At 45.0% G+C, this 22,783-nt stretch carries 22 protein-coding genes; 2 read left to right on the plus strand and 20 right to left on the minus strand.

What is annotated here, in order from left to right:
• Positions 1-68 precede the first annotated feature (68 nt).
• The 8 genes from bshA to B5771_RS12000 form a co-directional block, all read right to left on the minus strand.
• Positions 69-1,235, minus strand: coding sequence for an N-acetyl-alpha-D-glucosaminyl L-malate synthase BshA (gene bshA / locus B5771_RS11965; protein ID WP_088187697.1), 1,167 nt, complete (start codon positions 1,233-1,235; stop codon positions 69-71).
• 57 nt (positions 1,236-1,292) lie between these two features.
• Complete coding sequence (locus B5771_RS11970) at positions 1,293-1,652, minus strand: YlbF family regulator (RefSeq protein ID WP_047810800.1); 360 nt, start codon at positions 1,650-1,652, stop codon at positions 1,293-1,295.
• An 82-nt stretch (positions 1,653-1,734) separates the two neighbouring features.
• Positions 1,735-2,430, minus strand: coding sequence for a hypothetical protein (locus B5771_RS11975; protein ID WP_088187698.1), 696 nt, complete (start codon positions 2,428-2,430; stop codon positions 1,735-1,737).
• Positions 2,431-2,517: 87 nt separating this feature from the next.
• Positions 2,518-3,009, minus strand: a complete 492-nt coding sequence (locus tag B5771_RS11980) for a hypothetical protein (RefSeq protein ID WP_088187699.1) — start codon at positions 3,007-3,009, stop codon at positions 2,518-2,520.
• Between the two features lie 12 nt (positions 3,010-3,021).
• Positions 3,022-3,783, minus strand: coding sequence for a histidinol-phosphatase (locus B5771_RS11985; RefSeq protein WP_088187700.1), 762 nt, complete (start codon positions 3,781-3,783; stop codon positions 3,022-3,024).
• A 19-nt stretch (positions 3,784-3,802) separates the two neighbouring features.
• Positions 3,803-5,122 (minus strand): metallopeptidase TldD-related protein, encoded by a 1,320-nt coding sequence (locus tag B5771_RS11990; protein WP_088187701.1) that lies wholly within the window; start codon positions 5,120-5,122, stop codon positions 3,803-3,805.
• Positions 5,119-6,612, minus strand: coding sequence for a TldD/PmbA family protein (locus B5771_RS11995; RefSeq protein WP_088187702.1), 1,494 nt, complete (start codon positions 6,610-6,612; stop codon positions 5,119-5,121). The genes B5771_RS11990 and B5771_RS11995 overlap by 4 nt, the downstream gene beginning before the upstream one ends.
• 270 nt (positions 6,613-6,882) lie before the next feature.
• Complete coding sequence (locus B5771_RS12000) at positions 6,883-7,395, minus strand: GNAT family N-acetyltransferase (RefSeq protein WP_088187703.1); 513 nt, start codon at positions 7,393-7,395, stop codon at positions 6,883-6,885.
• A gap of 240 nt (positions 7,396-7,635) precedes the next feature.
• Here B5771_RS12000 and B5771_RS12005 point away from each other — a divergent pair, with 240 nt between their 5' ends.
• The gene (locus B5771_RS12005; RefSeq protein ID WP_282433341.1) at positions 7,636-8,550 is read left to right on the plus strand and encodes a Na/Pi symporter; all 915 of its coding nucleotides are present in this window, start codon (positions 7,636-7,638) and stop codon (positions 8,548-8,550) included.
• 324 nt (positions 8,551-8,874) lie between these two features.
• On the opposite strand, the gene mobB is transcribed toward B5771_RS12005, so the two are convergent.
• The 7 genes from mobB to selA all read right to left on the minus strand — a co-directional run bounded on the left by mobB (position 8,875) and on the right by selA (position 18,344).
• A complete protein-coding gene (mobB, locus tag B5771_RS12010) occupies positions 8,875-9,420 on the minus strand; it encodes a molybdopterin-guanine dinucleotide biosynthesis protein B (RefSeq protein WP_088187705.1) in 546 nt (181 codons plus the stop codon).
• Position 9,421: 1 nt separating this feature from the next.
• Positions 9,422-10,636 carry a gephyrin-like molybdotransferase Glp gene (gene glp, locus B5771_RS12015; RefSeq protein ID WP_088187706.1) on the minus strand — a complete coding sequence of 405 codons (1,215 nt, stop codon included), beginning with the start codon at positions 10,634-10,636 and terminating at the stop codon, positions 9,422-9,424.
• A gap of 178 nt (positions 10,637-10,814) precedes the next feature.
• A complete protein-coding gene (locus tag B5771_RS12020; protein ID WP_088187707.1) occupies positions 10,815-12,761 on the minus strand; it encodes a FapA family protein in 1,947 nt (648 codons plus the stop codon).
• A 126-nt stretch (positions 12,762-12,887) separates the two neighbouring features.
• Positions 12,888-13,943: an LCP family protein gene (locus tag B5771_RS12025; RefSeq protein ID WP_088187708.1), complete on the minus strand. Its 1,056-nt coding sequence runs from the start codon at positions 13,941-13,943 to the stop codon at positions 12,888-12,890.
• Between the two features lie 191 nt (positions 13,944-14,134).
• Positions 14,135-15,712 carry a bacillithiol biosynthesis cysteine-adding enzyme BshC gene (gene bshC, locus B5771_RS12030; protein ID WP_088187709.1) on the minus strand — a complete coding sequence of 526 codons (1,578 nt, stop codon included), beginning with the start codon at positions 15,710-15,712 and terminating at the stop codon, positions 14,135-14,137.
• A 41-nt stretch (positions 15,713-15,753) separates the two neighbouring features.
• Entirely contained in the window at positions 15,754-16,827 is a 1,074-nt protein-coding gene (gene selD / locus B5771_RS12035; protein WP_088187710.1) for a selenide, water dikinase SelD, read from the minus strand.
• 104 nt (positions 16,828-16,931) lie between these two features.
• A complete protein-coding gene (gene selA / locus B5771_RS12040) occupies positions 16,932-18,344 on the minus strand; it encodes an L-seryl-tRNA(Sec) selenium transferase (RefSeq protein ID WP_088187711.1) in 1,413 nt (470 codons plus the stop codon).
• Positions 18,345-18,475: 131 nt separating this feature from the next.
• Here selA and B5771_RS12045 point away from each other — a divergent pair, with 131 nt between their 5' ends.
• Positions 18,476-18,679 carry a hypothetical protein gene (locus B5771_RS12045; protein WP_088187712.1) on the plus strand — a complete coding sequence of 68 codons (204 nt, stop codon included), beginning with the start codon at positions 18,476-18,478 and terminating at the stop codon, positions 18,677-18,679.
• A gap of 206 nt (positions 18,680-18,885) precedes the next feature.
• Here B5771_RS12045 and B5771_RS12050 read toward each other — a convergent pair whose 3' ends face one another.
• From B5771_RS12050 to B5771_RS12070, 5 genes are all read right to left on the minus strand, one after another.
• On the minus strand, positions 18,886-19,488 hold the full coding sequence (locus B5771_RS12050; protein ID WP_088187713.1) for an adaptor protein MecA: 603 nt from the start codon (positions 19,486-19,488) through the stop codon (positions 18,886-18,888).
• A gap of 235 nt (positions 19,489-19,723) precedes the next feature.
• Positions 19,724-20,170: a hypothetical protein gene (locus B5771_RS12055; protein ID WP_088187714.1), complete on the minus strand. Its 447-nt coding sequence runs from the start codon at positions 20,168-20,170 to the stop codon at positions 19,724-19,726.
• A 146-nt stretch (positions 20,171-20,316) separates the two neighbouring features.
• A complete protein-coding gene (locus tag B5771_RS12060; protein WP_088187715.1) occupies positions 20,317-21,612 on the minus strand; it encodes an Ig-like domain-containing protein in 1,296 nt (431 codons plus the stop codon).
• A 22-nt stretch (positions 21,613-21,634) separates the two neighbouring features.
• Positions 21,635-22,258 (minus strand): lytic transglycosylase domain-containing protein, encoded by a 624-nt coding sequence (locus B5771_RS12065; RefSeq protein ID WP_088187716.1) that lies wholly within the window; start codon positions 22,256-22,258, stop codon positions 21,635-21,637.
• A 44-nt stretch (positions 22,259-22,302) separates the two neighbouring features.
• Complete coding sequence (locus tag B5771_RS12070) at positions 22,303-22,767, minus strand: chemotaxis protein CheW (protein WP_088187717.1); 465 nt, start codon at positions 22,765-22,767, stop codon at positions 22,303-22,305.
• Positions 22,768-22,783 lie beyond the last annotated feature (16 nt).

Consider the following 22,783-nt stretch of genomic DNA (forward strand, 5'->3'; position numbering starts at 1 on the left):
TTCATAGTCCTCCCCCTTTCACATTTCCTAGAATTGTTCACAATTCAAATTATTATTTCAGTTCCCGCTCAATGTCCTGGAACAATTTTCTTCAAGCCACTGAACCTGGGACTTTGCACCACACTCTCATACACCTTCTCATACTCCGAAACTGCCCGCTCCACCGGAAATGTCTCTCTGGCCCAGCGGACTGCCTGTTCAGAAAATGTTTTGTAACGTGCTTCATCAGAGAGCAGCTCCACAACTGCTTCACTCATTCCTTCAAGGTCTCCGACCTCCTTCAGGAAGCCCGTTTTCCCATGCTGGACAACTTCCGGTAATCCACCGACTCTGCTGGCAACGACAGGAACTCCACAAGCCATTGCTTCCAGTGCTGTTAACCCGAAGCTTTCTTGTTCTGAAGGAAGCAGAAAGACATCAACCATCTGGAGAATCTCATGAACGCTTTCTTGCTTGCCTAAAAATTGGGCCTTGCCTTCTAAACCCAGTCTCACTACCTCCCGTTCAACCCGGCTCATCTCAGGCCCATCTCCTATCAGTAATAAACGACAATCTAGTCTCTTCTCAACCCGAGCGAAAATATCGACTACATCAACCACGCGTTTTACCTCTCGGAAGTTAGAAATATGGGCTAAAATCTTCTCACCTTGAGGAGCAAAATACCGTCTGCATCGTCGCGTTGAACTGCTTAAAGGACAATAAACTTTATGATCAATGAAATTGGGAATCACTTGAATTCCTTGATCTGTTTTCCCAAACGTCCTTTCTGTTTCCAGAGCAAGGGCTTGAGAAACAGATGTCAGACGGTCACTCACCTTTAAGGCTAAGCGTGTCAATTGAAAAAACTCTTCATAGGCTCCGACCAAAGTAACATCCGTTCCATGCAGGGTAGTTACTAAAGGCAGCGGTTTCGCCATCATCTGCACAGCTAAATAGGCACTGATGCTGTGAGGAATTGCATAATGAGCGTGGATAATATCCAGCCCCGCAAAATTGGCGACATCAACAATTTTATTAGCCAGCAGCAGGGTATAAGGTGCGGTTTTAAACAAAGGATAACTCACCTCGGTTACCTCATGAAAAAATAGCTGCTCATGATAGCGATGTAAGCGAAAAGGGCGAGACGAAGAGATAAAGTGGACTTCATGACCTCGCTCACCCAATGCATAGCCGAGCTCAGCAGCGACAACACCGCTTCCTCCATAACTCGGGTAACAAACCATTCCGATTTTCATTCTCAAGCACCCACTTCAAATCCGGCATAGCCTCTGTCAAGCCAGCCAAGAGGCCATTCAGGGATTCATATCCTCAAAGCCGATAGGCATAGCATCCTGAATGGCCTCTCCAATGATCTTCTGGATATCATTAACCATTCGTGACACTTCAAATTCAGCCTCCAAATACTCCCTCGCTGCTGGATTAATGCTCACTAGACTATATAAACGTTCAAGCTCTTGCTGTTTTTCCTCGCTGACTTCTTGTTCCAACATTTGCGCCTCACGTATCTCCCATTGTTTTAATTGAAATTCACGAACCATCTTATGATTATTAGCATCACTCATGACCTTTGCTTTTGATTTGTAAAACTGCTTGAATTCAGCGGATTCTTTAAGTGTACGGGCCAATTCGTGAGCCAAATCATGTGCCGCCATTTCTTACCCCCTCTTTCCCTCTTCATCTAATGATTGTCAATATTATATAAAAATTTGCGGTATGAAACAAATAGTAAGTTATTTAAAATGGCGAGCTATGAAAGACGAGTTTTGCCAGAAGCTCAAAAGCCTGCAAACGACTGTACGCCAAAAATTCCTGCCATTGTTCCCGGCTAATTACCCAAGGACAATGAACCGCTTTCCAGCTTGCAAACCCTAAGGGATTTCCGCCATACATTTTCTCCAAGCGACGCTGCGCAAGACTAATAATTCCCGGCGCATGACAATTAACTGTAATGGGTTCAAGGCAGAGAACAGGCTCTTCTTCATAGGTAACAAGCAAGGAAAACTTAGTAAGTTGTTGAATGCCCACGTTTTCTCGTTGAATCTCCTCTTCCAGCGGAAGGGGATCCGGCCGCAGAACTCCTCCGATTTTCTCCCAAAACACTCGTTCATCCAGGCTTTGGATAGAGGCACAAACTCCAACGGCGCCCATCTGACCAGCAAAGCGAACGACAAAACGCGCAAAATCGTAATCAACCGAATCTTTCAGCTCTAACCCATCTAAAAGCACCAAGCGTTCTGCCCTCCGCAAGGTCAGGGCTCCGACCCCTTCCTCTCCCATATGAACCACATTATATCCCAACGACCTGCTAATCTCCGGCTTCAACCCTGTTCCCTTTTCCGTCAGAAACGCCCCCAGAGCTAAGGCCCAATCTTCCAGGCCCTCTTCATTCCAATCCAACGAAGAATCAATTTCTATTTCCATCCAAGGCATGGACAAAACACCTCTCCTTTACAAAAACACTAACACTTGGATAGTGTTACACCGTTAGGGAGAGTCTATGCCACCCCAAAAGGGCAATTAGCGCAACCTTTCAAGCAGTGTCCAAGCACGAGCTTGAAAATCATAAAACAACAACCAAATTATCGCAAAATCTGAAGGAGGAACTTGGATTTTAGAAGCATATACTTCAAAATCGACCATGTGAAAAACCGGAGAAACTACTCGAATCAACAGTGCAAGAGGATCTTGATGGCTATACCCTTTTGCTTTCTCGCTCTTTTGCTGAAGAAGAACATTCAGACGCCGAATATATTCTTCAATATATTCGGGAGGGTGACATTGCGCATGGGATCTGCCAAAGACGGCTCTCGCCTCTTCAGAATCGTAAAAAAGGTGTGTTACTTCTACTCCCAAACGACGTCCATTCTGTTGATTTTCGATGACGATATCCGGTCTGTCGGCATGCTTAGTAATCTTATAGTCTTTTCCTTGCTGACTGTTTAAGATAGCTACCAAGGCCTGAGCAGCGCCTTCTTCCATTAACCATTTTTCGTTGAGTGGATAAGACAAGGCTCCTCCCCCCTATGCTAAGGTGTATCTAAGTTTTTCAAAGCCTCTGAACCCCACAACCTCTTGCACTCCAATCTGCCTTAGCAACATAATCGCTTCATCAATGTCTCGCCCGACAACCTCCGCGCTATGTGCATCCGAACCTAAGGTAACACTGATTCCCCGCCGTTTGATTTCTTCCAGAAGCCGCTTCTCCGGATAAAATTCTCGGACAGGTTTATATCTGCCATTGGTATTAATCTCCAAAACCATCCCCTTTTCGGCAACTGCCGTTAAAGCCTCATCGGCAAGGGTTAAAATATCCGTAGTAGGCCGGACTCCAAAAATTTTGATCAAATCAAAATGGCCGATTGTTGTGAATAACCCGCTTTGAGCTGCCTTGGTCACGAGGTTAAAATACTCACGATAAAGTTTATCTGCTTCTTGCTGATGATGCCTCGGCTCTTCTTCCGGAAAATCGAAAGCCCAACCCGCAATTTCATGCACAGACCCAATCACAAAATCGAAGGGATACTGATTCAAGAGGTTTTGAATTCTCTCTTCTTCCATCAGCCGATAGTCCGCTTCCAAACCAATTCTAACCTTTAGATTTGGATACTCCTCGGCTGCCTCTTGGATCAGGGGAAAATTCATTTGCTCCCAATAATAATCATGATCGGCAAATCCGATTTCCTTTAGCCCTTTGCGGGACGCCTCTTCTAAAAAGGCCCGAATGTTTTGCCGATTGGCCTCACGGTCTTCGTGCCCCAGAAGATGGACATGCAAATCCAACATCTCATTTTAACCCCTCTCGCTATAATTTCTGCACCCCGGTCCTTACCAAAAGATATGGATGCAGGCTCAAATCAGACCGCCCTAGCTTAGTTGTGGCTGCGGCCAAATCCTTAAAGAAATTTCCTGTTAATTTCACATCAACGCGTCCAACGATCTCTCCCTTAATAATTCGCAGACTATGGGGAGCGCTGAGAGAATACGATCCCGCCACAGCATCTTGAGTATGTAAGCCAAGAACCGATAAAATCAAAACTCCGTCCTCAATAGTACCCAGAATCTTATCCCAGGTTTCCTCAACAGTATGCTGTAAATATAGCCCTGCAGCCCCCTGGGGCAGTCCTGTCGGTTTCGAACCCCAACGAAGGGCATCTTTTACCCGCAGAAATGGCGTTTGCAGCTTTCCTTCATGAACCAAAGACGTTTGAAGAGCCGGCACTCCCTCAGAAGTAACCATGTAGGAGCCTAATTCAAGCGGCCGAAGAGGATCAATCGTCAGAGAGAACTGAGGATGAAAAACTTCTTTGTGCGTTTGGAAATTTTCCTTGGAAAAGGCTCCCTGCCCTTCAATGACTCGCTCCCCGGAGAAATTAGGGACGATAAACTGTCCCAAAAGTTCTTCAGTCATGGCAGGAGAAAAAATCACCTGAGTCTCAGGATTAACAGCAGGCGCCTCTCCGGCCAGGGCTTCATAGCGTTTCACCGTCTGAGTCCATAGCTTTTTTTGTTCTTCCGGACGAATAAGCCTCCGTTTGGCAAAACCGCCTCCCACTAAACTGTCAAAGGTAAACCAAGACACAAATTGAGATTGTTGATACGTCACCGCCAGCCCTGTAGACGTTCGCACATTGCGATATCCCCATGCGGCTTGGATGCTGCCTTGAACTTTGGTCTGATCCGGTTTTTCCTCGAGCCACTGCTTGGCTAGGTCAAATAAAACGTTATCGTCGCCCTCGATAATTTCTCGGACAGTTCTGTCTTCAACAGCCACGAGAGGCAACGCTTCGGGAGCAGGAATATAAGAAGCCTCAGGGTCAGTGTAGGCAGCTTGCTTCCACTGCTGCATTTTCTGCTCCCAAAACTCTGCCATACTCTGAGGCTGCAGTTGAACTATAGCCTCGCTGCAAGTTCCATCTGCCCAGACTAAGAAAACCTCTCCGCTTTCCTTCTGCCGATAGCTTGGAGGAGTATATACTCCTCCGGGAGAATTATCTTTTATCCCCAGAGAGACAACTTGTGATTCATTGACTAACAGGCGCCAAGCAGATAAGCGCAAAGTCTCGTCCTTCGGTGCCTGTTGATAACGATAAAAAAGCTCCTCTAATTGCGCAACGAGTTTCATCCCTGTGTTCCTCCCAAACTGACTTGTTGATCAGGGTCCATAAGCAAGTAGCGGTGACTTCCACCGCTTGAAGGAACCGCTTGACCGCCCTTACCGCATGTTCCAATCGCATCAAAACAGCCTTCACCCAAACCGCCCCGAATTGCTTCCAAAGCCGAAAGGATCTTGCCGCTGAAAATCGAAGGTTGGTAAATCGGCAAATCTGGATCAGCAACATCAATGATTCCATCGCATTGAAAGACAAAATCTCCTGTTTTAGGATTAACTTGCCCGCCCCGATATCCTAAGAGGAGAAGATTTTTCTGTCCCTCCAGAATCTCTCCATTGTTTACGAGGATTTCGCGAATTGACTTCACCTCATCCATTAAGGACAGAGATGGAGGCAAAGGAAGCGAGCGATCAACCAACAGTCGAATATTGCTCATGCGCGGCAAAGGAACATGGGTATAACTTTCTGCCCTCCCGGCTCCGGTAACCGGCATCCCGGCTTCAGATGCCGAAAAAACATCTCCAAGTCCGGCTTCCAAGACTCCATCTTTAACAATCGTCACCGTTTCCCGCAGAAGCCCGTTGGCTGAATAGGGCTGATAGGCCCAATCTCCCATAAGAGGTCCATCAATGATATGTACGCCGGGTCTTGCGACTCGCAAACCAATCCGCAGTTTTCCTTTTTCTCCAAGTACAGACTCGTTCATATGATCGGATTCCACCGCATGACCAAAAGCTTCGTGGGCCAAACCTTTAGCCAATCCATAGTCAATGATGAGGGGATAATGACCACTTGGCAGCTGAGGAGCGGTACATACGGCTTGAGCAAACTTAGCCCTATTTACCGCTTTCTCTTCCAGGCTGTGATCCTCTAATTCTGCATCGAGAATTGAAGCATCTATCCCGCTGCGATGAATAAGTGTGCTTTGTGCCTTTTCTTTGGCCCGAACAGTCCCTTGATGCATCAGTACCGCTCGGGGAACTGCAAACGATACCAGGGTGCCATCCGTTCTCCCAATGCACCAGATCTCTTCAGCTTGACGGTAACTGGTCTGCCAGACCGCTTGGGAAAAGGCTGTTTTCATCCTTGAGTGCAAGGTCATAACCATCCCCTCTAAATCAGCCAAAGGGACTTCTGCGAAAGTCTTTTGTGCCGGATTCACCTCTTCTGCTCTGACCTTTGACATATCCCAAATTTGACGGTTGAGCTTCGTCCCAAGTGCTTCATTTCTGCAGGCAAGCTGAATAGCCTTGGCCACCAGTTTACGCCCGATCTCTTTCTCTAAAACATCAGAACTGGCAAACCCTGTCGCCCCGCTCTCGGTAAAAGCCTGAACTCCAAAACCATGGTCTTCACCCGTTGAAACACGCTCAAAACGACCGTTGCTAAGACGCATGCTCCATTCCCGACGAGACTGAGCACGTACTATCACATACCCCTCAAAGGTTGAGGCTTCAGTCAAAACTGTCTGAACGAATGTTTTAAGCTCCTTTTGTTCCACAATTGCCCTCCTGTTTCCCTAGACTTATAGTGTTGACCTATTATTTCCCTTATTGATAGGGTTATTATACCATAGAGACAGCTAAAACTCGTCTTGTACCCTACCTGCAAGGCGCCTTCTCTATCACTAAAGATCATAAGAAAAATATCCCGGGGTCTGTATAAATAAGGACTCCTCGGGATACACTTTAATTAGTCTCACGTTTTTCTTTTTTAATCCCCACTCCTCTCTTTTACTTCACTTGCGACGAAGATCGTCGCAAGCTTTTTTTTATAAACATTTGACCATGATTTTACGTTCCTCGACGAAACCGGACTTTTCATACAAGTGCAGGGCCGGAATATTATGACTGCTGCAGGCCAGCCCCAGATAAGCGATATCATGCTGCCGACAATAGTCTTCTGCCGCCTTAAGCAACTTTTCGCCGATCTTTTGGCCACGCCATTCCGGAAGTACACCAAAATCCATGATCCATCCCTGATAAACACCTGTCAACTCTTCGCGGGAAGAAGGATGGAGCACCAAATACCCCAGCGACTGATTCCCGTCCGGCTCCGTCATTGGAGTATTGTCACTAAACTCCTCTGCCGTAGCTTCCGCTATAAAGACAATTGACCCTGTCTGTTGAATCCAGGTCCAAAAACCTTTAAGAACAGCTTCCCGATATTTGAGAGTTTCCTCCAGCGGCTGCTTGCGCCATGGTGAAGCACTATCCGGTATATTGATTTTCCCCAAAGAATAGATAAATGGCCAATCCCGAATACTCCCTTGACGAACTCGCATATCATCACCTCTTATGGTAAGGTATGCACGCGTCAAGGGAGTGTCACTTCAAGGCAAAAGTCACTCATTCCAAAGTAAAGCTGAATCAACATTATGTATATTAAACGGCGTCCAAAATCAAAGGCCAGACACCAAATTATTGAAGAACGTTCTTGCCGCAGTTCCTTTTCATATACTTTAATTAGCGGTAAACCATGGCAAACGGAAGATATTCATATCGTTCCGAAAGAAGGTGATTCCTTGTTCATACTTACTTTGATCATAGGACTGGGTCTCCTGCTCTGGGGAATGAAGGTCTTGAGACAGGGTCTGCAATCCTTTGCGGGACATCACCTGCGCAAATTTCTCCTTTGGATGACGATAACCCCCAGCCGTGGATTTTGCACCGGCGCGATCTCCACTGCCTTGCTTCAATCCAGCACTGCCTTAACGGTCATGGCCGTCTCTTTCGTCGATGCGGAACTGCTTCCCTTCGAAAATGCTCTGGCCTTAATTTTAGGCAGCAATATCGGGACAACGCTAACCACACAACTGCTCGCTTTCTCTGTAGAATCGTTTATTCCTTACCTTTTGATTCTTGGTGCTCTTGGTTATCTATTTATCTCTGGTCAAATTCGCTACCTTTTTTTATCTTTTTTCGGACTGAGTCTTCTCTTTTTTGCCTTGAACATGCTTCAGGCGGGCATGGCCCCTCTCGCCGACAAACCCTCTATTCAGCAATTTCTTCAGCAATTGGGAGATAACCATCTCAAAGGCGTTCTCGCCGGTACAATCCTTTCGGCCCTGCTTCATTCCTCCAGCGCCACAACAGGCATCGTCATGGTCTTGACGGAAGATGGCCGAATAACCCTCCCAACTGCCCTCGCCTTCATTTTCGGGGCCAATATAGGAACTTGTTTCACTGCTGTTTTAGCAGCCTTAGCCAGTTCAAGATCTGCTCAAAGAGTTGCTCTCTTTCACGTGCTGCTCAACATTTTTGGCGTTCTGCTCTTCTTGCCTTTTGTCAGTACCATAGCCAATGGCCTTGACCTTATGGGCGGAAGTCTCTCTCGCCAAGTTGCCAACGCTCATACTCTCTTCAATGTTCTTTCCTCTCTCCTAGCCTTACCGCTCTTGCCCAAAACCGCACAATTCCTGGCAAGGATTCTTCCGTAAAGTCATACGATAACCTATAATGTGCCCAGTGAACTCGTTCAGCTAAAGCTGAACATCGGGGATTCAGTGACGAAAGTGCCCCATGGACACTTTCGTCGAAAGCGCCCAGCCCCTAACAAATGTTGTGGAATCTGCCCCCAACCGAAAGTATGGGTGACCACCCCCACCTAAAGAAGTAAAAGTCCTACGACTGTAGAAGTAGGTGTCTTACGATCGGATAAATATCGATACTATTACTACAAAGCTCAACATTAAAAGGAACAAATACGATATGCATTACAATGAAAAACTCTGAGTATTCCCTGGGCTTTCCTTAGCGAAAGACTAATCCTCCCCCTCAGATGACTTTTCTCTCGCCCGAATTCCAAATAACGATTCGATTAAATCGCAAATCCCTGAGGCATCATCTAAACCAAAGGTAGGAATGCCGAGATCAAAGGTTAGATCACTGACAATGGCTATAAGCTCTTCCGGCCGGCAAAATAGTTTTTGGTGCACACCTGAGCGAAAAACTTCAATTTTCGGCTTGTTTCCCGATTTATAGCCTTCTGTAAAAATAACATCAACACCCTGGATTCTGGCAATTACCTCATCTAAGGGTTGATCTTCTGTCACCTTTTCTATGACAGCAATCTTTTGGGGTGAACTAATAGCCACAACATCCGCTCCGGCTTGGGCATGCCGCCAGGAGTCCTTACCCGGTTGATCAAGATCAAAGCCATGGACATCATGTTTCAGGGTTCCAACTCTCCAACCGCGCTGCTTTGCCTCACGAATAATTTTTTCCAGCAGCGTTGTCTTGCCGGAATTTGAGCCACTGCCGACAATTGATATAACAGGAATCCGAGTTTTCCCTTTTGTTCCGATCATATTAATTCTCCCAAGGTTCTATCCAATTTGCCCATAATAACTCTCCCGGACTCACCGGGCCATGATCTGCCGGCACATCGACCAACAGTTGACTGCCAACCATGGAACGCAGAACTCCTGAACCTTGGGCAGGCGCTAAATCCGCCCAAAGTTCCCCATCCTTGAATAGCGCTCGAGCCCGCAAAAAACGCCGTTGCTTTCCCCCCTTGGCAAAGCCATTAGCCATTTTAACGAAGCTTCTTTCCCCTTCGATTACTGAATAACCCGCAAGTTTGCGCAAAGCAGGACGAACCAAAAGTTCAAAGGTCACTACAGCGGCAGCAGGATTCCCGGAAAGTGAAAAAAATAGCTGCTGCCCCTTTCGGCCCGCCGCTAAAGGGGTCCCCGGCTTTAGGCGGAGCTTCCAGAAAAGCATTTCACAGCCAAATTGCTCAAGGGCATGGCGCATAATGTCATAATCCCCTACTGATGCGCCTCCCGTTGAAATAACGATGTCGGCATCAGCTACTTTTTCTAAGGCTGCCAATGTGTCTTCAATTTTGTCGGAAACAATCGGAACCGCTATAATCTCACAGCCGATATTTTGAATCATGCCGCGAAGCGTATAGCTGTTACTGTTATAGATTTTAGCAGGAAGTAGCGGCTGTCCGATAGCCATCAGCTCTGATCCTGTAGCAAGCAAACCAACACGCGGCCTACGGTATACCTTAACCTGATCCCAACCCATTGCAGCCAAAAGGCCCACGGCAGGCGGCGTCAAAAAGCAACCACGTTTGAGAAGCAAATCCCCATTTTTGATTTCTTCTCCTTGATAGACTATATTTTGGTTGGGCATGATCGGACGCAGAATGGTTACCTGATCCCCATCACGTTCCGTGTCTTCTTGACGCACTACACAATTTGCTCCGGGCGGGATCGGAGCGCCCGTATAAATCTTTGCCGCTTCGCCGGCCATAATTTCCCGCTCGGAAAAAGTTCCGGCAGGAATTTCACTCACGATCGCAAGATGCAGGGGATTATCTTCCAGCCCTGTTGAACGATAAGCATAACCATCCAGCGGAGAACGGTCAAAAGGAGGCATATCAATCTTCGCAGTCACATCCTGAGCCAATACTCTCTGAAACGCATTGGCAAGGGAAACGTTTTCCTCCCCGACAGGCCTTATCTCCTTAAGAACCAGTTCCTTAGCTTCTTCTAACTCAATCATAATTTTCATCTACTATTCATCTCGATTTTCCTCTCAAAACTCTATTTCATCATTTATCTTAGTGTATCGGCAATTCCAATCATTGTCAAAGAGACTAGATCAAGAGGGACGGTCCTTTTAACACAGCGTGTTAAAAGGACCGTCCCTCTTGCACATTTTTTGCGTTCTCCCCGTTTTGCGTTTTGCTCTAAAAAGGATTCGCCTTGAGTTTATCAACGTGTACGCGTCCATCCTCCCGATAAATCTCCAATTGTTTGCAGTCTTCTTCTATCTGAATAACTTCTCTTCCCGCTGTTATGATAACATTTTGATGACAATACGTCACAGAAAGTCTACTGTCAGATCCTATCTGAACATAGGTGGCACTAACTCCTGAACCCCCCAATTCATTAATCTTAACATCGCCTCCGGCAAAGATTTTCCCACCCCGGCATACACCTTCAATGGCGACATCTTCTTCAATATGAATTTCTGAGTTGTAGATTCCCTTTGAACACTTAAACGATCCGCCGCATTCAACGTTTGCCCCTTGTAGATAGCCTACTTCCAGGCTAAGTTTTTCCGGGATTTCGACGGACATATTTTCAACATATTGCGTCAAAGCTTCATCAACTCGTTGTAAGGCCTGCACTGATTGAACTTCAAGGGGCCCTAAACCAACCAAAAAGCGTTTTGCTGTTTGGATCGAAATAACTAAACCCTCGGATACCATTTCATCGTCTTTATGTTCCTGGATATATTTCTCGATTCGAGCACATAGTTTGGGAAGATTGGAATATTGCCTCTCCAGGATAAGTTTCAAACATTGTCCCGGTTTCAGGTTGTTGTTCCCTGAAGCTTTTAGCAAAACGGCTGTGTTAGCTAAACAGCTGTTCAGCTGATCCTGCAGATCAGACAACGATCGAAGCAGTTGCGAGCGAGCAACATATTTTTCCCCGATTAGGGTCTTGCCGCCCATAATGTTCCCATAAATCTTAGCGCCTTTTTCGGCCCTGATCTCGGCTCGGGAAACTGAACCTTTAATTTCTATTTTTCCCCCGGCCAAAATATGAAGCCCATCGTGAACATTTCCATTGACATAAACATCCCCGGGAAAATCAATACTTCCGCTTGCTAAATCAACATCCTGATTTTGCACATAGACGTTTTCTACCATGTACGTCTTTTCATCAACTCGTACCGGCTGCCCGGAACATGAGGCAATAACTTCAAGTCCATCCTCAGAAAGATGGACATTCTTTTTTAAGCGGAATTGAAAATCCTTGACCACGGCTGTTCCAATCTCTTTGCCAAACACATCTTTTCCTGGAGTTCCCGGCTTTCCCGGTATTTTACGGGCTAAAACGGTTCCCTCTTCAACTAACTTCACTTTGGAGGCGTAAAAATCAACCTTATTCTCGTCCGAAGCAATACTTTTCTGAGGCTCCCCTACAAAGTCCTCTAATCGAGCATGTTGAGGCGGAACCACTGGAGTAGCTTCAGCAACAATAACTTCACCAAAACCTTTCACGGACAATATTTCCGACCAACACTGAGGCCGACGTCCGTGAACAATCTGTAACTGTTCCAGATCTCGATTCAGCTTCGCCTCATCCCAAGCCTCGCTGCTCATAGGCAGGGCTTCCCAGTAGGCAAATTGGGCCAGATCTATAGTTTCAGAGGCTGGAAATTCCTCCGGAATAAGATAGTGTCCCGGAAGTTCATGCCTAACTTTAGCTGCGACGGCTAATCCCTGATTACGTATTTGCAATTCCCAGCTCAATTGACCCGTTTGCTGCACAGGGCAAAATTCCACTTGATCTCCAAAATTAACAAAAAAGGGCTTGCTCTGTGGACTGCCATTCCGTTGAACTTCTCCCGCCCGAGGAAAAGGGATAAAGCGTTTTACACCTTCGCCGAAGACAAACGTATATTTGTTATCCTCCCGCTTAACTTGGGTAGGGGTTAGAAGTAAATCCTCGGGAGTTTGCTCAATGACATCATTCCAAGACAAACGAACTTTCCATTTTTTTGAAAAAAATCTAGGTTTCTCCAGTACTTCAATTCCGATCTCTTCTTGTGGCAACTTAAGCTTAGTCGCCCACTCTACTCTAATTTCTTCGAGAGAATCACCATGAACGACTTCTTCCGGCATCTTAATCTCCCCGCTTATTGAAAAAATTACCTTTGAATTTACCATATCAGAAATTTATTGAAAACCACATAGGTCTTTAGTCCTAAAAGCCAATAATATTTTATAATTTAGGATAATCTTCTGAAATCAAGGAGTAGTTTGGCAAGCTTCAACATTAAAAATCTCATAATCTGAGGATTGAGTCCCATTCGGGTCCTGACTGTTCCCTGGGACTTTAGGCAATGGCTTACTAGGTGTCGGAATAACTGGTTTTAATAAGTCAACAGGCTCTTCGTCGATGACTCTGTCCGTCGTCAACCCTTGCTGCAAATTTGCAACAACTTTCTTAACATCCAGAGGATCAACCTGCCAATAACTAACCCCATCAACCTCTAAAAATGACCCCGGTAAGGTCTGGGAAATAACATTTGAACTATTAAAACTTACGGCCGTCTTAGCCACTGCCAAAATATCCTTGACGGATAAATTCGTCGACACGGCCTGCATTAATTCCGGAACAAGATAAGGCAGCTTTGGTAACGTACTTAATTGAACCATTTCTTTGACCACAGCCTTTAAGACAATCTGCTGTCGAGCCGTTCGGGAAATATCGGAAAGTGCATCATGCCGAAAACGAGCATACTCCAAAGCTTTCTCACCGTCCAGGCGCTGCAAACCTTTATGGAGATTAATATAGCCATCCTCCAGATCACCGGTTTCATAATACATATCCTTTTCCACATTAACTGGGACCCCGCCCAAGGTATCAATTATCTTCTTGAAGCCTTGGAAATTTGTCAGTATGTAACCTGAGATTGTCTCGCCGGTTAAATCTGCCACACTGTTTTGCAAGACTTCTAAATTTTTCAGCGAAGCAACAGCATTGATTTTTATATATCCATGCCCTGCGAGGAAAATCCTTGTATCTCGGGGAATAGACAATAGACTTATCCTCTGCGTTTTAGGGTCAATGCTTGCGACAATAAGAGAATCTGTATTAAATTTTCTTTCCTCCAGTCTCTGATCAGCACCGATGAGTAAAATATTGACCTGTTCGTCAAGGTTTTTGGCCGAATCATTAAAAGAATTTCCCTTGGAAATGGTTTTCCCGGAGCCACTGAATCCCTTATACCCCCAAAAACCAAGGGCCAGCACCCCACAGATCGTGATAGTTGTCAGCCTTGCGACCCATTTATTGATCATCTATAACAACTCCATCATAAAAAGCTCTTTCTTGAATTATAACCAAATTTTAGCATCTAAAAGCCCTGCCTTAACATTTATATTAAAAATGATGATTACTTTTTAGAGAAGCTCTTGAAAAATACAAATAGTCCGAAAGGATGCGTTTAACGCTTTTAAACCTTTCGGACCTTTTTCTTTTGCCAAAAATACTATAGCAAAATATTCTGTTCGCAAAAATCCCCTGTTAAAGGAAGTTCAGCAATACGATCAATAAAACCCTCACCAAACAGCGTAACAAAGTACAAAGGATTTAGGATCCGCTCCTGTCTCCCCTTATTAGGCGTAATCCCATCCTCAAGCACCCTCAAACCCTCGAGAACCGCACCATATTTCTTACGCTGAGCTTGCCAGAGCTTTTTCCTTAAGTATTCAATTTGGAGATTGACTTTCATTTCGTTCCGAATTATCCAATCATGAACATTAGCATGAATATCCTCAAGAGGCTCCAATTCTTTATAGCCTTTTTCGATAACAGACCTCAAATGCTGTATACGATGTTCAATATCCAGAGAATCCCGATCGCGAATACAACGTTCTTTGTAACCATCTAACCCCTGATAAACATCAGCCAACGTCAATCCTTCTTTGCTAAGCGTTTTCTGCCAGGAAGGTGTCACGATAACTGCCGACAACCGGGGAAATAAGATAGGCATAATAAACCCAAAGGATGAAAACACTTCTCCCAGCTGTGCCCAATAATTCAATTCTCCAGGTCCGGGAACATAGGCTAAGGTGGGGAATAAAAATTCCTGAACAATTGGCCGAGTCACAACGTTGGGAGAAAACATTCCAGGATCTTTCCTTAACAACATAGGCAAAACGTCATTATCCAAGATTTTGTCTTGGCCCCTTAAATAAAAACCGTGACCCTGATTTAAAATTGCTCGGCGTTCAGGATAGGCCAGAAATAAGTTCACTTCGCCTCCCAAGGGCTGAATCTGGGCTGAAAAACCAAGTTTTGTCCAAGCCTCAGTTCGCCGGAACAGAGCCTCCCGAACACCACAATGTAATTTGAGGATTTGTTCATACATTGGAGCCGCCAAACGTTTGAATTCCGGCAGCAAAGGATCAAACAAGATCAGGCCCCATTTTTGGAGCAGCCACTGTAACGTTAAGGCAAACCATTGAGCGAGATTTTCTGCTTGATTAAGGAAACGCCGGCAATGCTGGAGAACTAAGTCTCTAAATTCGCTATCAGGCAGCTGCAAAAGTTGCAGCTCAATAGCTTCCCAGGAGGGAACAGGCAGAATTCCCACTGATTTTCCTTCTCCGTCACCCTGGAGACTGCAGGGAAAAGGCTTCCCTTTATAATTTAGAAAGAAGGTTTTATGTATTTCTATCCAGTCATGATCCTCACTGGCAATCCAAAACACTGGTACTACAGGCCGTCCAAGCCTTTTCCGTTGTTCCTCGGCAAGGCGAATAATCGTCATCGCCTTATATAAGGTATACAAGGGTCCGGTCAAAATACCTGCTTGTTGACCGGTAATAACGACCAGGGTTTCATTGCGCCTCAGCTCGTCAATCATTTGCAGCGTTTCCTTGTTTGCCCCTAAGAAGCGGTGATAGGCTTTTAATGTATCAACAAGTTCTACTCTTGGATAATTCCTAGAATCCAGATACCTTGCTCGCTGCTCAAAGCTTTCTTGAAGCCGAGGGTTGCCGCTGGGGAAAAAAAAAGCTACTTGTTCAAAACAAGTAGCCAAGGCTTGCATCGGATCTCTCATAATTCATACCCCCGCTACCTTCCAATATACGGGGTATTTTATCATGGGCGCAGAAAAATCGCAATTTTTCCGGGCTGACCGGCGCAGATTCGTCCGATCACTGCGGCTGCCGGCGTTTGAGCAATAGTCAGCTGTTTTAACAAAGGTTCCAGATGATCTTGGGGAACTGCGATAAGAAGTCCGCCCGAAGTTATAGCATCACAGAGCACAACCTGCAATTCCTCGGGTACATCTGAAGTAAACTCTATCCAACCTTCCAGGTGACGCTGATTGGCTCTTGTCCCTCCGGGAATCGCCTGTTGCTCAATACATTGCCAAACACTCTCTAAAACCGGGACATCTTTAGCATATACTTCAGCACTTAAGCCGCTTGCCGAAAGCATCTCATGTAAATGTCCCAACAATCCGAAACCTGTTATATCCGTAACCGCGTGAACACCTGCTTCAACTGCAGCTTCAGCAGCTCCCTTGTTCAAAGCTGCCATGACCTGAATAACTTCTTGTTCTGCCTTGGCTGAAACAATACCACGCTTTATTCCTGTCGTAATAATTCCTACACCGAGAGGTTTCGTAAGAACTAAGTAATCTCCATCCTCAGCTTTAGCATTGGAAAGAACGTTATCTGGATGAACAACTCCGGTAACGGAAAGTCCATATTTCGGCTCAGAATCGTCAATGGAATGCCCTCCGACCAAAACCGCCCCCGACTCCCGGATTTTGTCACTGCCGCCCTGAAGAATTTGGGCTAATACGTCCATCTTTAATTTACTAATGGGAAACGAGACTAAGTTCATCGCCGTCAAAGGTTTGGCCCCCATGGCGTAAATGTCACTTAAAGCATTAGCCGCAGCAATTTGGCCAAAAGCATAGGGATCATCTACCACGGGAGTAAAAAAATCGACGCTCTGCACAAGAGCCTGTTCATCGTTAATTCGATATACTCCAGCGTCATCAGAAGTATCCAGGCCTACAATCAAATTAGCATCTTCTTGATTTGGAGGTAAGCAGCACAAAACTTGTGCCAGGTCCCCAGGACCTATCTTGCATCCTCAGCCTGCTTTTGTTGAGAACTGGGTCAAGCGGATTTTATCTTGACTATTGAGACCAAGTTCCATTCTAGTCACCACCAAAATTTAATATACGTTGTGGCTGTACATCACGTTGTAATTATCATTATAGCTTTATTACTCTCAACGTCAACCTAACACAGAGTGAACTTCTATTTCCAATCATCGATGCGTTGAGCTATATCCTCAATGTCTCCGTCGAGCAAAGTTCGTACATCGAAAAGTATCCAATCCTTCTGGATGCGGGTTAAAATCGCTGCTGGGCCCAAACGCAGGAACTTTTCCAGTTCGTTAACACTTCCTTGCTTGGGACGGACAGAACAAACCCATGTTGGAAGATTCACTGTGGGCCATGCCCCGCCTCCTACTTGCGATACATCCTCTCTAATTTCAACGGAAATAGTCTTACTCGGTTCCAAAACAGTTTTCAGTTCCTCTGCCTTGGCTTTCAACTCCGGGGAAGAATACGAGAGCATTCTCCAGACAGGAATTTCCCCGCCCTCTCCATTTAAGTACATACGGAGTGTTCCTTCTAAGGCAGCTAATGTCAACTTATCAATTCTGAGAGCTCTCGTCAATTGATTCGTTTTCAGACGATCAATAAAGCGACGTTTGCCGACGATAATTCCAGCCTGCGGACCACCTAACAATTTATCACCGCTGAACGTGACCAGGTCCAGTCCAGCCTTTACCGTTTGCTGAACCGTTGGTTCAGGAGGAAAACCCAAACTTATCCCATCAAAAAAACTCCCGCTCCCTAAATCCTCCATGACAGGAATACCCCGTTTTTCTCCAAGCTCCACTAACTCTGCTCCAGCAACGGCATGAGTAAAGCCTTCCAGGCGATAATTGCTGGTGTGAACCTTCAGGAGAAGCGCTGTTTCCGTGGAAATCGCATCTTCATAATCTCTGTACCAGGTCTTATTCGTGCTTCCAACCTCAACGAGTTTCGCCCCTCCGGCTTTTAAAACTTCAGGTATTCGAAAAGACCCTCCGACTTCAACTAATTCGCCGCGGGAAACAACGACTTCTTTGCCCAAGGCAAACGTATTCATCATCAGCAGTACAGCTGCAGCATTATTATTGACTACCATAGCCGCTTCTGCACCGGTAAGTTCACAAAGGAGCTGCTCAACAAGAGTATAGCGTGAGCCCCGTTCTCCGGTCTCAATATTCAATTCCAAATTACTATAGCGTTCAGCTTGAGCAGCCACGAAGCGGGCGATTTCCGGTGCAAGTAGTGCTCGGCCGCAATTTGTATGTAAGACAACGCCAGTGGCATTAATCACGCGGCGCAAATTTGTTTCAGGATTGACCAAGGCTTGATACAGTTCGTCTATCAGCCACGGCCATAGCTCCGCTTCAACATCCTCACCCCAATCCGATGTATTACTGTAGACATTTTCGCGCGCTTTTTGTAAAAGCTGTCGAACGCAATGTTTTATCCGGGGCAAGCTTCTCTTATTCGTCAAGAAGGGACCGAATTCCGCCTCTGCTTCCAGACGAGCCAGCACTTCATGAACTGCTGGAAGTGCTCTTAAACGCCGTTGTTTATCTTCCTCCATCGGTTACCACTCCTTACAGGCCGTTTTTTAAGCGACCGATTATACATTCTTAAGGCTTGCACACTTTTTAGGATTTCGACATCCAAATTAGCATATGATATAGTCACAAGCTTAATTGAGGAGGAATTTCATTGTCCAGCACAAAATTGACTCAGCTCTTACACCAGCCAGCTCAACAAGCTGTTATTATTTCATTTTCTGAACTTGCTCGTAGAAAAAACCGATTCCAGCCCTGCATCTTCTGTGGAGAAACCATGGAGGTTCAAAAGTTTAAAGGTAAAAACGTTTGCACCCGCTGTTTGCACCAGATACCGGCAATATTTTCTTTCGGCTGAGGCAAATCACCTTTGACTTATGTATGTCTTATCCTCGAAATCTTGGGAGCTGAGGGTAAGCTTAATATTAAAGATTATAATTAAGAGCCTTCCGTCACTTACGTGTCGTGAAGGCTCAATTTTCAGATAGCATTCATTATCTTATTGACAGTCCCAAGCCCCTGGTTTACACCGAAGCCTCAATGTTCAGTTTTACCTGAACGAATTTACTCGTTCTCCTTTGGCTCAGGCTTATTAAAGGAATTATTGAGTACCTGCACTGCCTTTTCGGGAATAATAACCGTCCCATGTTCACCTAAGAAAGCGCTCGCAATGGCTACAATCTCCCCGTATTCATCGAGAACAGCTTCGGCCAAGAGTCTCTTCTTCCCTGCTCCCATCCGACTTAAGATAAGGTAATATTCATCTTCAAACAGATAGAGGCTTGAACGCAATTGGTTAAATACAGGTAATCTTCCTACGGCAGAAACCACATCTTCGAAATCAGCAAAAACATAAACTAATTCCGTCACACGTCCCTTTACGGGTTTGCGTACAGCCTTTTCTTTGATCAACCCTTCCAGTTGTTCTTCTTGCTTCATAATGGTAATGACAAACTCATCATTGGTCGCCACAGTAGCCTGAATCCAAAAGGGTTGGTCTAAATTGAATTCAACTTCTTCTCTCGCTTGCGCAATAAGTTCCCAAAACAATTGTTCCGTTTTTGCTGATCGTTGAAACAAATCAGCCATCGTAATATCCCTGTCAGTAAGTTCTGTCAAGGAGATAAAGATGCGGATGGTATGCTCATTAACTTTTTGTACACGCATATACCCACTCTCCTTTCCGCATCAAGTTCATACCCTATCTTATTCTCATTATATCATATTAAGCCAGTACTTTTTCAGTTAAAACCATAGATATTGACGATCTTTATAGAACTTTAATAAATTCAAAAAATCAGTAACTAATCCCTAAAATTGTTTCCAGTCCTGAAAGTAGTCTTTCCTGGTTAAGGCTTAATCAACCCCCCTCTTGTTATCCAATTTTAAAGGAATTTTGACTTTAATGCAAACTTTTGAGAACTTCACAGCTCACAACATCTCTCCGCACGGGTAAATACGTTAATTTAACCTGGTCTTTAAGCTTAATCTGCTCATAAGCCTTATGATCAATATAAAAGGGCTGTTGTTTCTTGTTATCCCCAACTTCCAGAACATAAGCCCCTAATCTCGAGTCATATGCTTTACCCATAACTGAGCCTTGAATAACCCCTGGCTGCTTAAACCAGTCCGGCTGGGACAGTAATAACAATTCTGTATAAACACCTAAGAATCCTGCCCAAATCAGAACTTTCAACCCAAACACTATAAAGCCCAAGGCATCATGTTCAAAACGCCAGGTATACCTGAATTTCCAACCCAAACGCCCAAGGACAAGCCCCCAGATCAAAAAAAGCCCGATCAGACTAGGCCAGGTCGCACTCCAAAGATAGCGATAATAAGCTGCCATCATATACCCTCTTTAAAGTTTGTTAATCTAACCGTAAGCTCCCACTTTAAAATCAATACAAATTAACATTTTATCTAAGGCATTATCTTCTAATTTTAATACTTTGCTTTAAACCAAAAATAACCTCGCATAGAGGTTATTTTTGGTTATGATACAACAGAATTCATATCCAGAGTATAAGTATTACCCGAGCTGTCAATCACCTGGATCTCAATTTTTTTCCCTTTTAACGAGGTCAGTTTTGCACTGAAATTCCCATTTTTATCAGGTTTCACCGATTTTAGCAATTTCGGAGTTGCCGGCAGCGTATCGTAGATATTGACAACTGCATCAAGATTTACACTTCCGGCAATTACAGTAGTCGCAGCATTAATTCCGCTTAAACCGCCAGATCCATTGTCCACAAGCGGCGGGTTAAGCTGTAGTCCAAGTTTATTTATGGGATCCTCCACATTGATAAATGTGTCTATTGGGGTAGCCATTTGCCCGCCGGACACTGTCAGCTTATAACTGTGTTTCTTGTATTCTGAGCTTTTCCCATCAACGACTAAAGTGTAAGTTCCAGTAGGCAAATAAACATTAAAATTCCCGTAAGAATCAGTCGTAGTGCTCCAAGTCGTCGTGGAATTCGATATGTTCACGGCTACAGGTGCGGGTCTGTTTGACTGTTGGCTCAGATTGTCAGGCACAATACTGCCTCCGATTGAACCCGATTTTCCCTGAGTTATCCCTGCTTCTGTCGGAATAACCAGGGATACTTTCCTGACCGATGTTGATGACCCGTTGGTCGGTACTGTAATCTTTGATAATTTAACAGTTTCTGTCGTCAACATATTATTAACAGTACTTATATATTTGATGAAATAATCGCCGCTTTGCCCTATGGAAAAGGTGAATTTTCCGGTCGCGTAGTCATTGAAGGTAGGTGCCACAGTATTCCCGTTGGAATCGACCAGAGACAGAGAGCCAAAGCTATAACTTGGCAGAATCTGTTTAAGATCGTCCGTAACATCAACCTCAAGTGAAAGCCCGGCCAAAGAGTCTACACTAAAGGGAACAACGATCTGCTCCCCAAGCGGAGAACCGGCTTGAGCCAACACACCATTAGTTACATACAAAAAATAATCCTCACCCGACTTATAAGGACTCGAAGGCGTTACTATGACTGAGAGACCATCATTTGACACTTTCACCGTTGTCGAAAATTTCTTTTGTTTACTGTCCGTTACATACACGGTATTGCTATTGACACTCGAGCTCAAAAGAGGATTATTAAAAGAAACTTTCCAAATCTTGTTGACATCGTTAACAGTAACTGTCGGCCATATCTTAAAACCTAAGGCAGATGATGTAGGTGTGGTGGCCGCTAATACTGACGAAACAGGCAAAAGCAAGAAAACAATTGTCAAAAAACAAGCGATCCACCTAGTTCTTTTATTCACGCTACCATCCTTCCTATAAATTTTACGCTTCCCAATCTCTCTGATTCAACCCAGTCATAATTTTTTGCACATAGTTTTGAGTTTCTTTATAGGGTGGAATCCCCCGATACTTATCAACAGCGCCGGAACCGGCATTATAAGCCGCTAAAGTGAGGGGAATGTTCCCTTGATAATGATCCAGCAAGTTCTTCAAAAGATGGGTTCCGCCGTCCAAGTTTTGAATCGGATCATAGGCATTCTGGACACCATACGATGCAGCAGTACCGGGCATGAGCTGCATTAAACCCATAGCCCCTGCGGACGACGTAGCGTTGAAATTAAATCCCGATTCTGCTTTGACAACCTGTTTTATAAGGTTTGAATCAACTCCATATTTTTGGGCCATGGAATTAATGAGGTTATCCAGGGAACCAGGGCTTTTATTGACAGACTGAAGGTCAGAAGAATTCTGATAATCCTTCATTTGAGATCCGCCAGATCCAACCGTTCCACTTCCCATAGCGGCCTGGAGCAAGGCAGCAAAAAGCTGAGACCCGGAATTTCCGCTTCCTCCAGTATCATATAGTCCTTCATCCCCTTGCCCAGACTGCCAGGAAGCATTCATCTGCTGAACTTGAAAGAGAAGAAGCATTTGGGCAATATTCATTCCGATACCTCCTTTCCTGCTCTGACCCTAAAGCTTACCAAAAATTATGACTTTAATTGACTCAAGCTTTCAACCTCGCTGCTGCGAAGAATCTCCTCCGGAATAAGTTGAATGACAATCCTATCGGTGAGATTGGCAATACCACCAATGAAAGGGGCAGTCAATAATGGAGGCGGTGGTGCGATATTCTCCAAAATTCGAACCTCCCGGACTTGATCGACGGCAAAACCGACATTCTCGCCATGAACCTCGGTAATTAGAGCAAAGGTGTTGTGTCCCTCGTGCTCAGCATCTATGTCCGATTTATCCTTTGTTCCTCCGAAACTAAACCGCTCGTGCAGATCAATAATGGGGATGGCCTCGTCCCGCAGGTTGATCAAGCCACAAACATAGGAAGGAGCCTGCGGAATCGTCCGCAGCTCTCCCAAGCGGGTAATTTCACGAATAATATCGATGGGCATGGCATATTCTTCTTCATTTAATTTAAAAATAACCACCTGAACTGGCATGAATTCACCTTCTTAA

This window comes from Desulfosporosinus sp. FKA, from assembly GCF_002196785.1.
In the GTDB taxonomy this organism is placed as follows: domain Bacteria; phylum Bacillota; class Desulfitobacteriia; order Desulfitobacteriales; family Desulfitobacteriaceae; genus Desulfosporosinus; species Desulfosporosinus acididurans.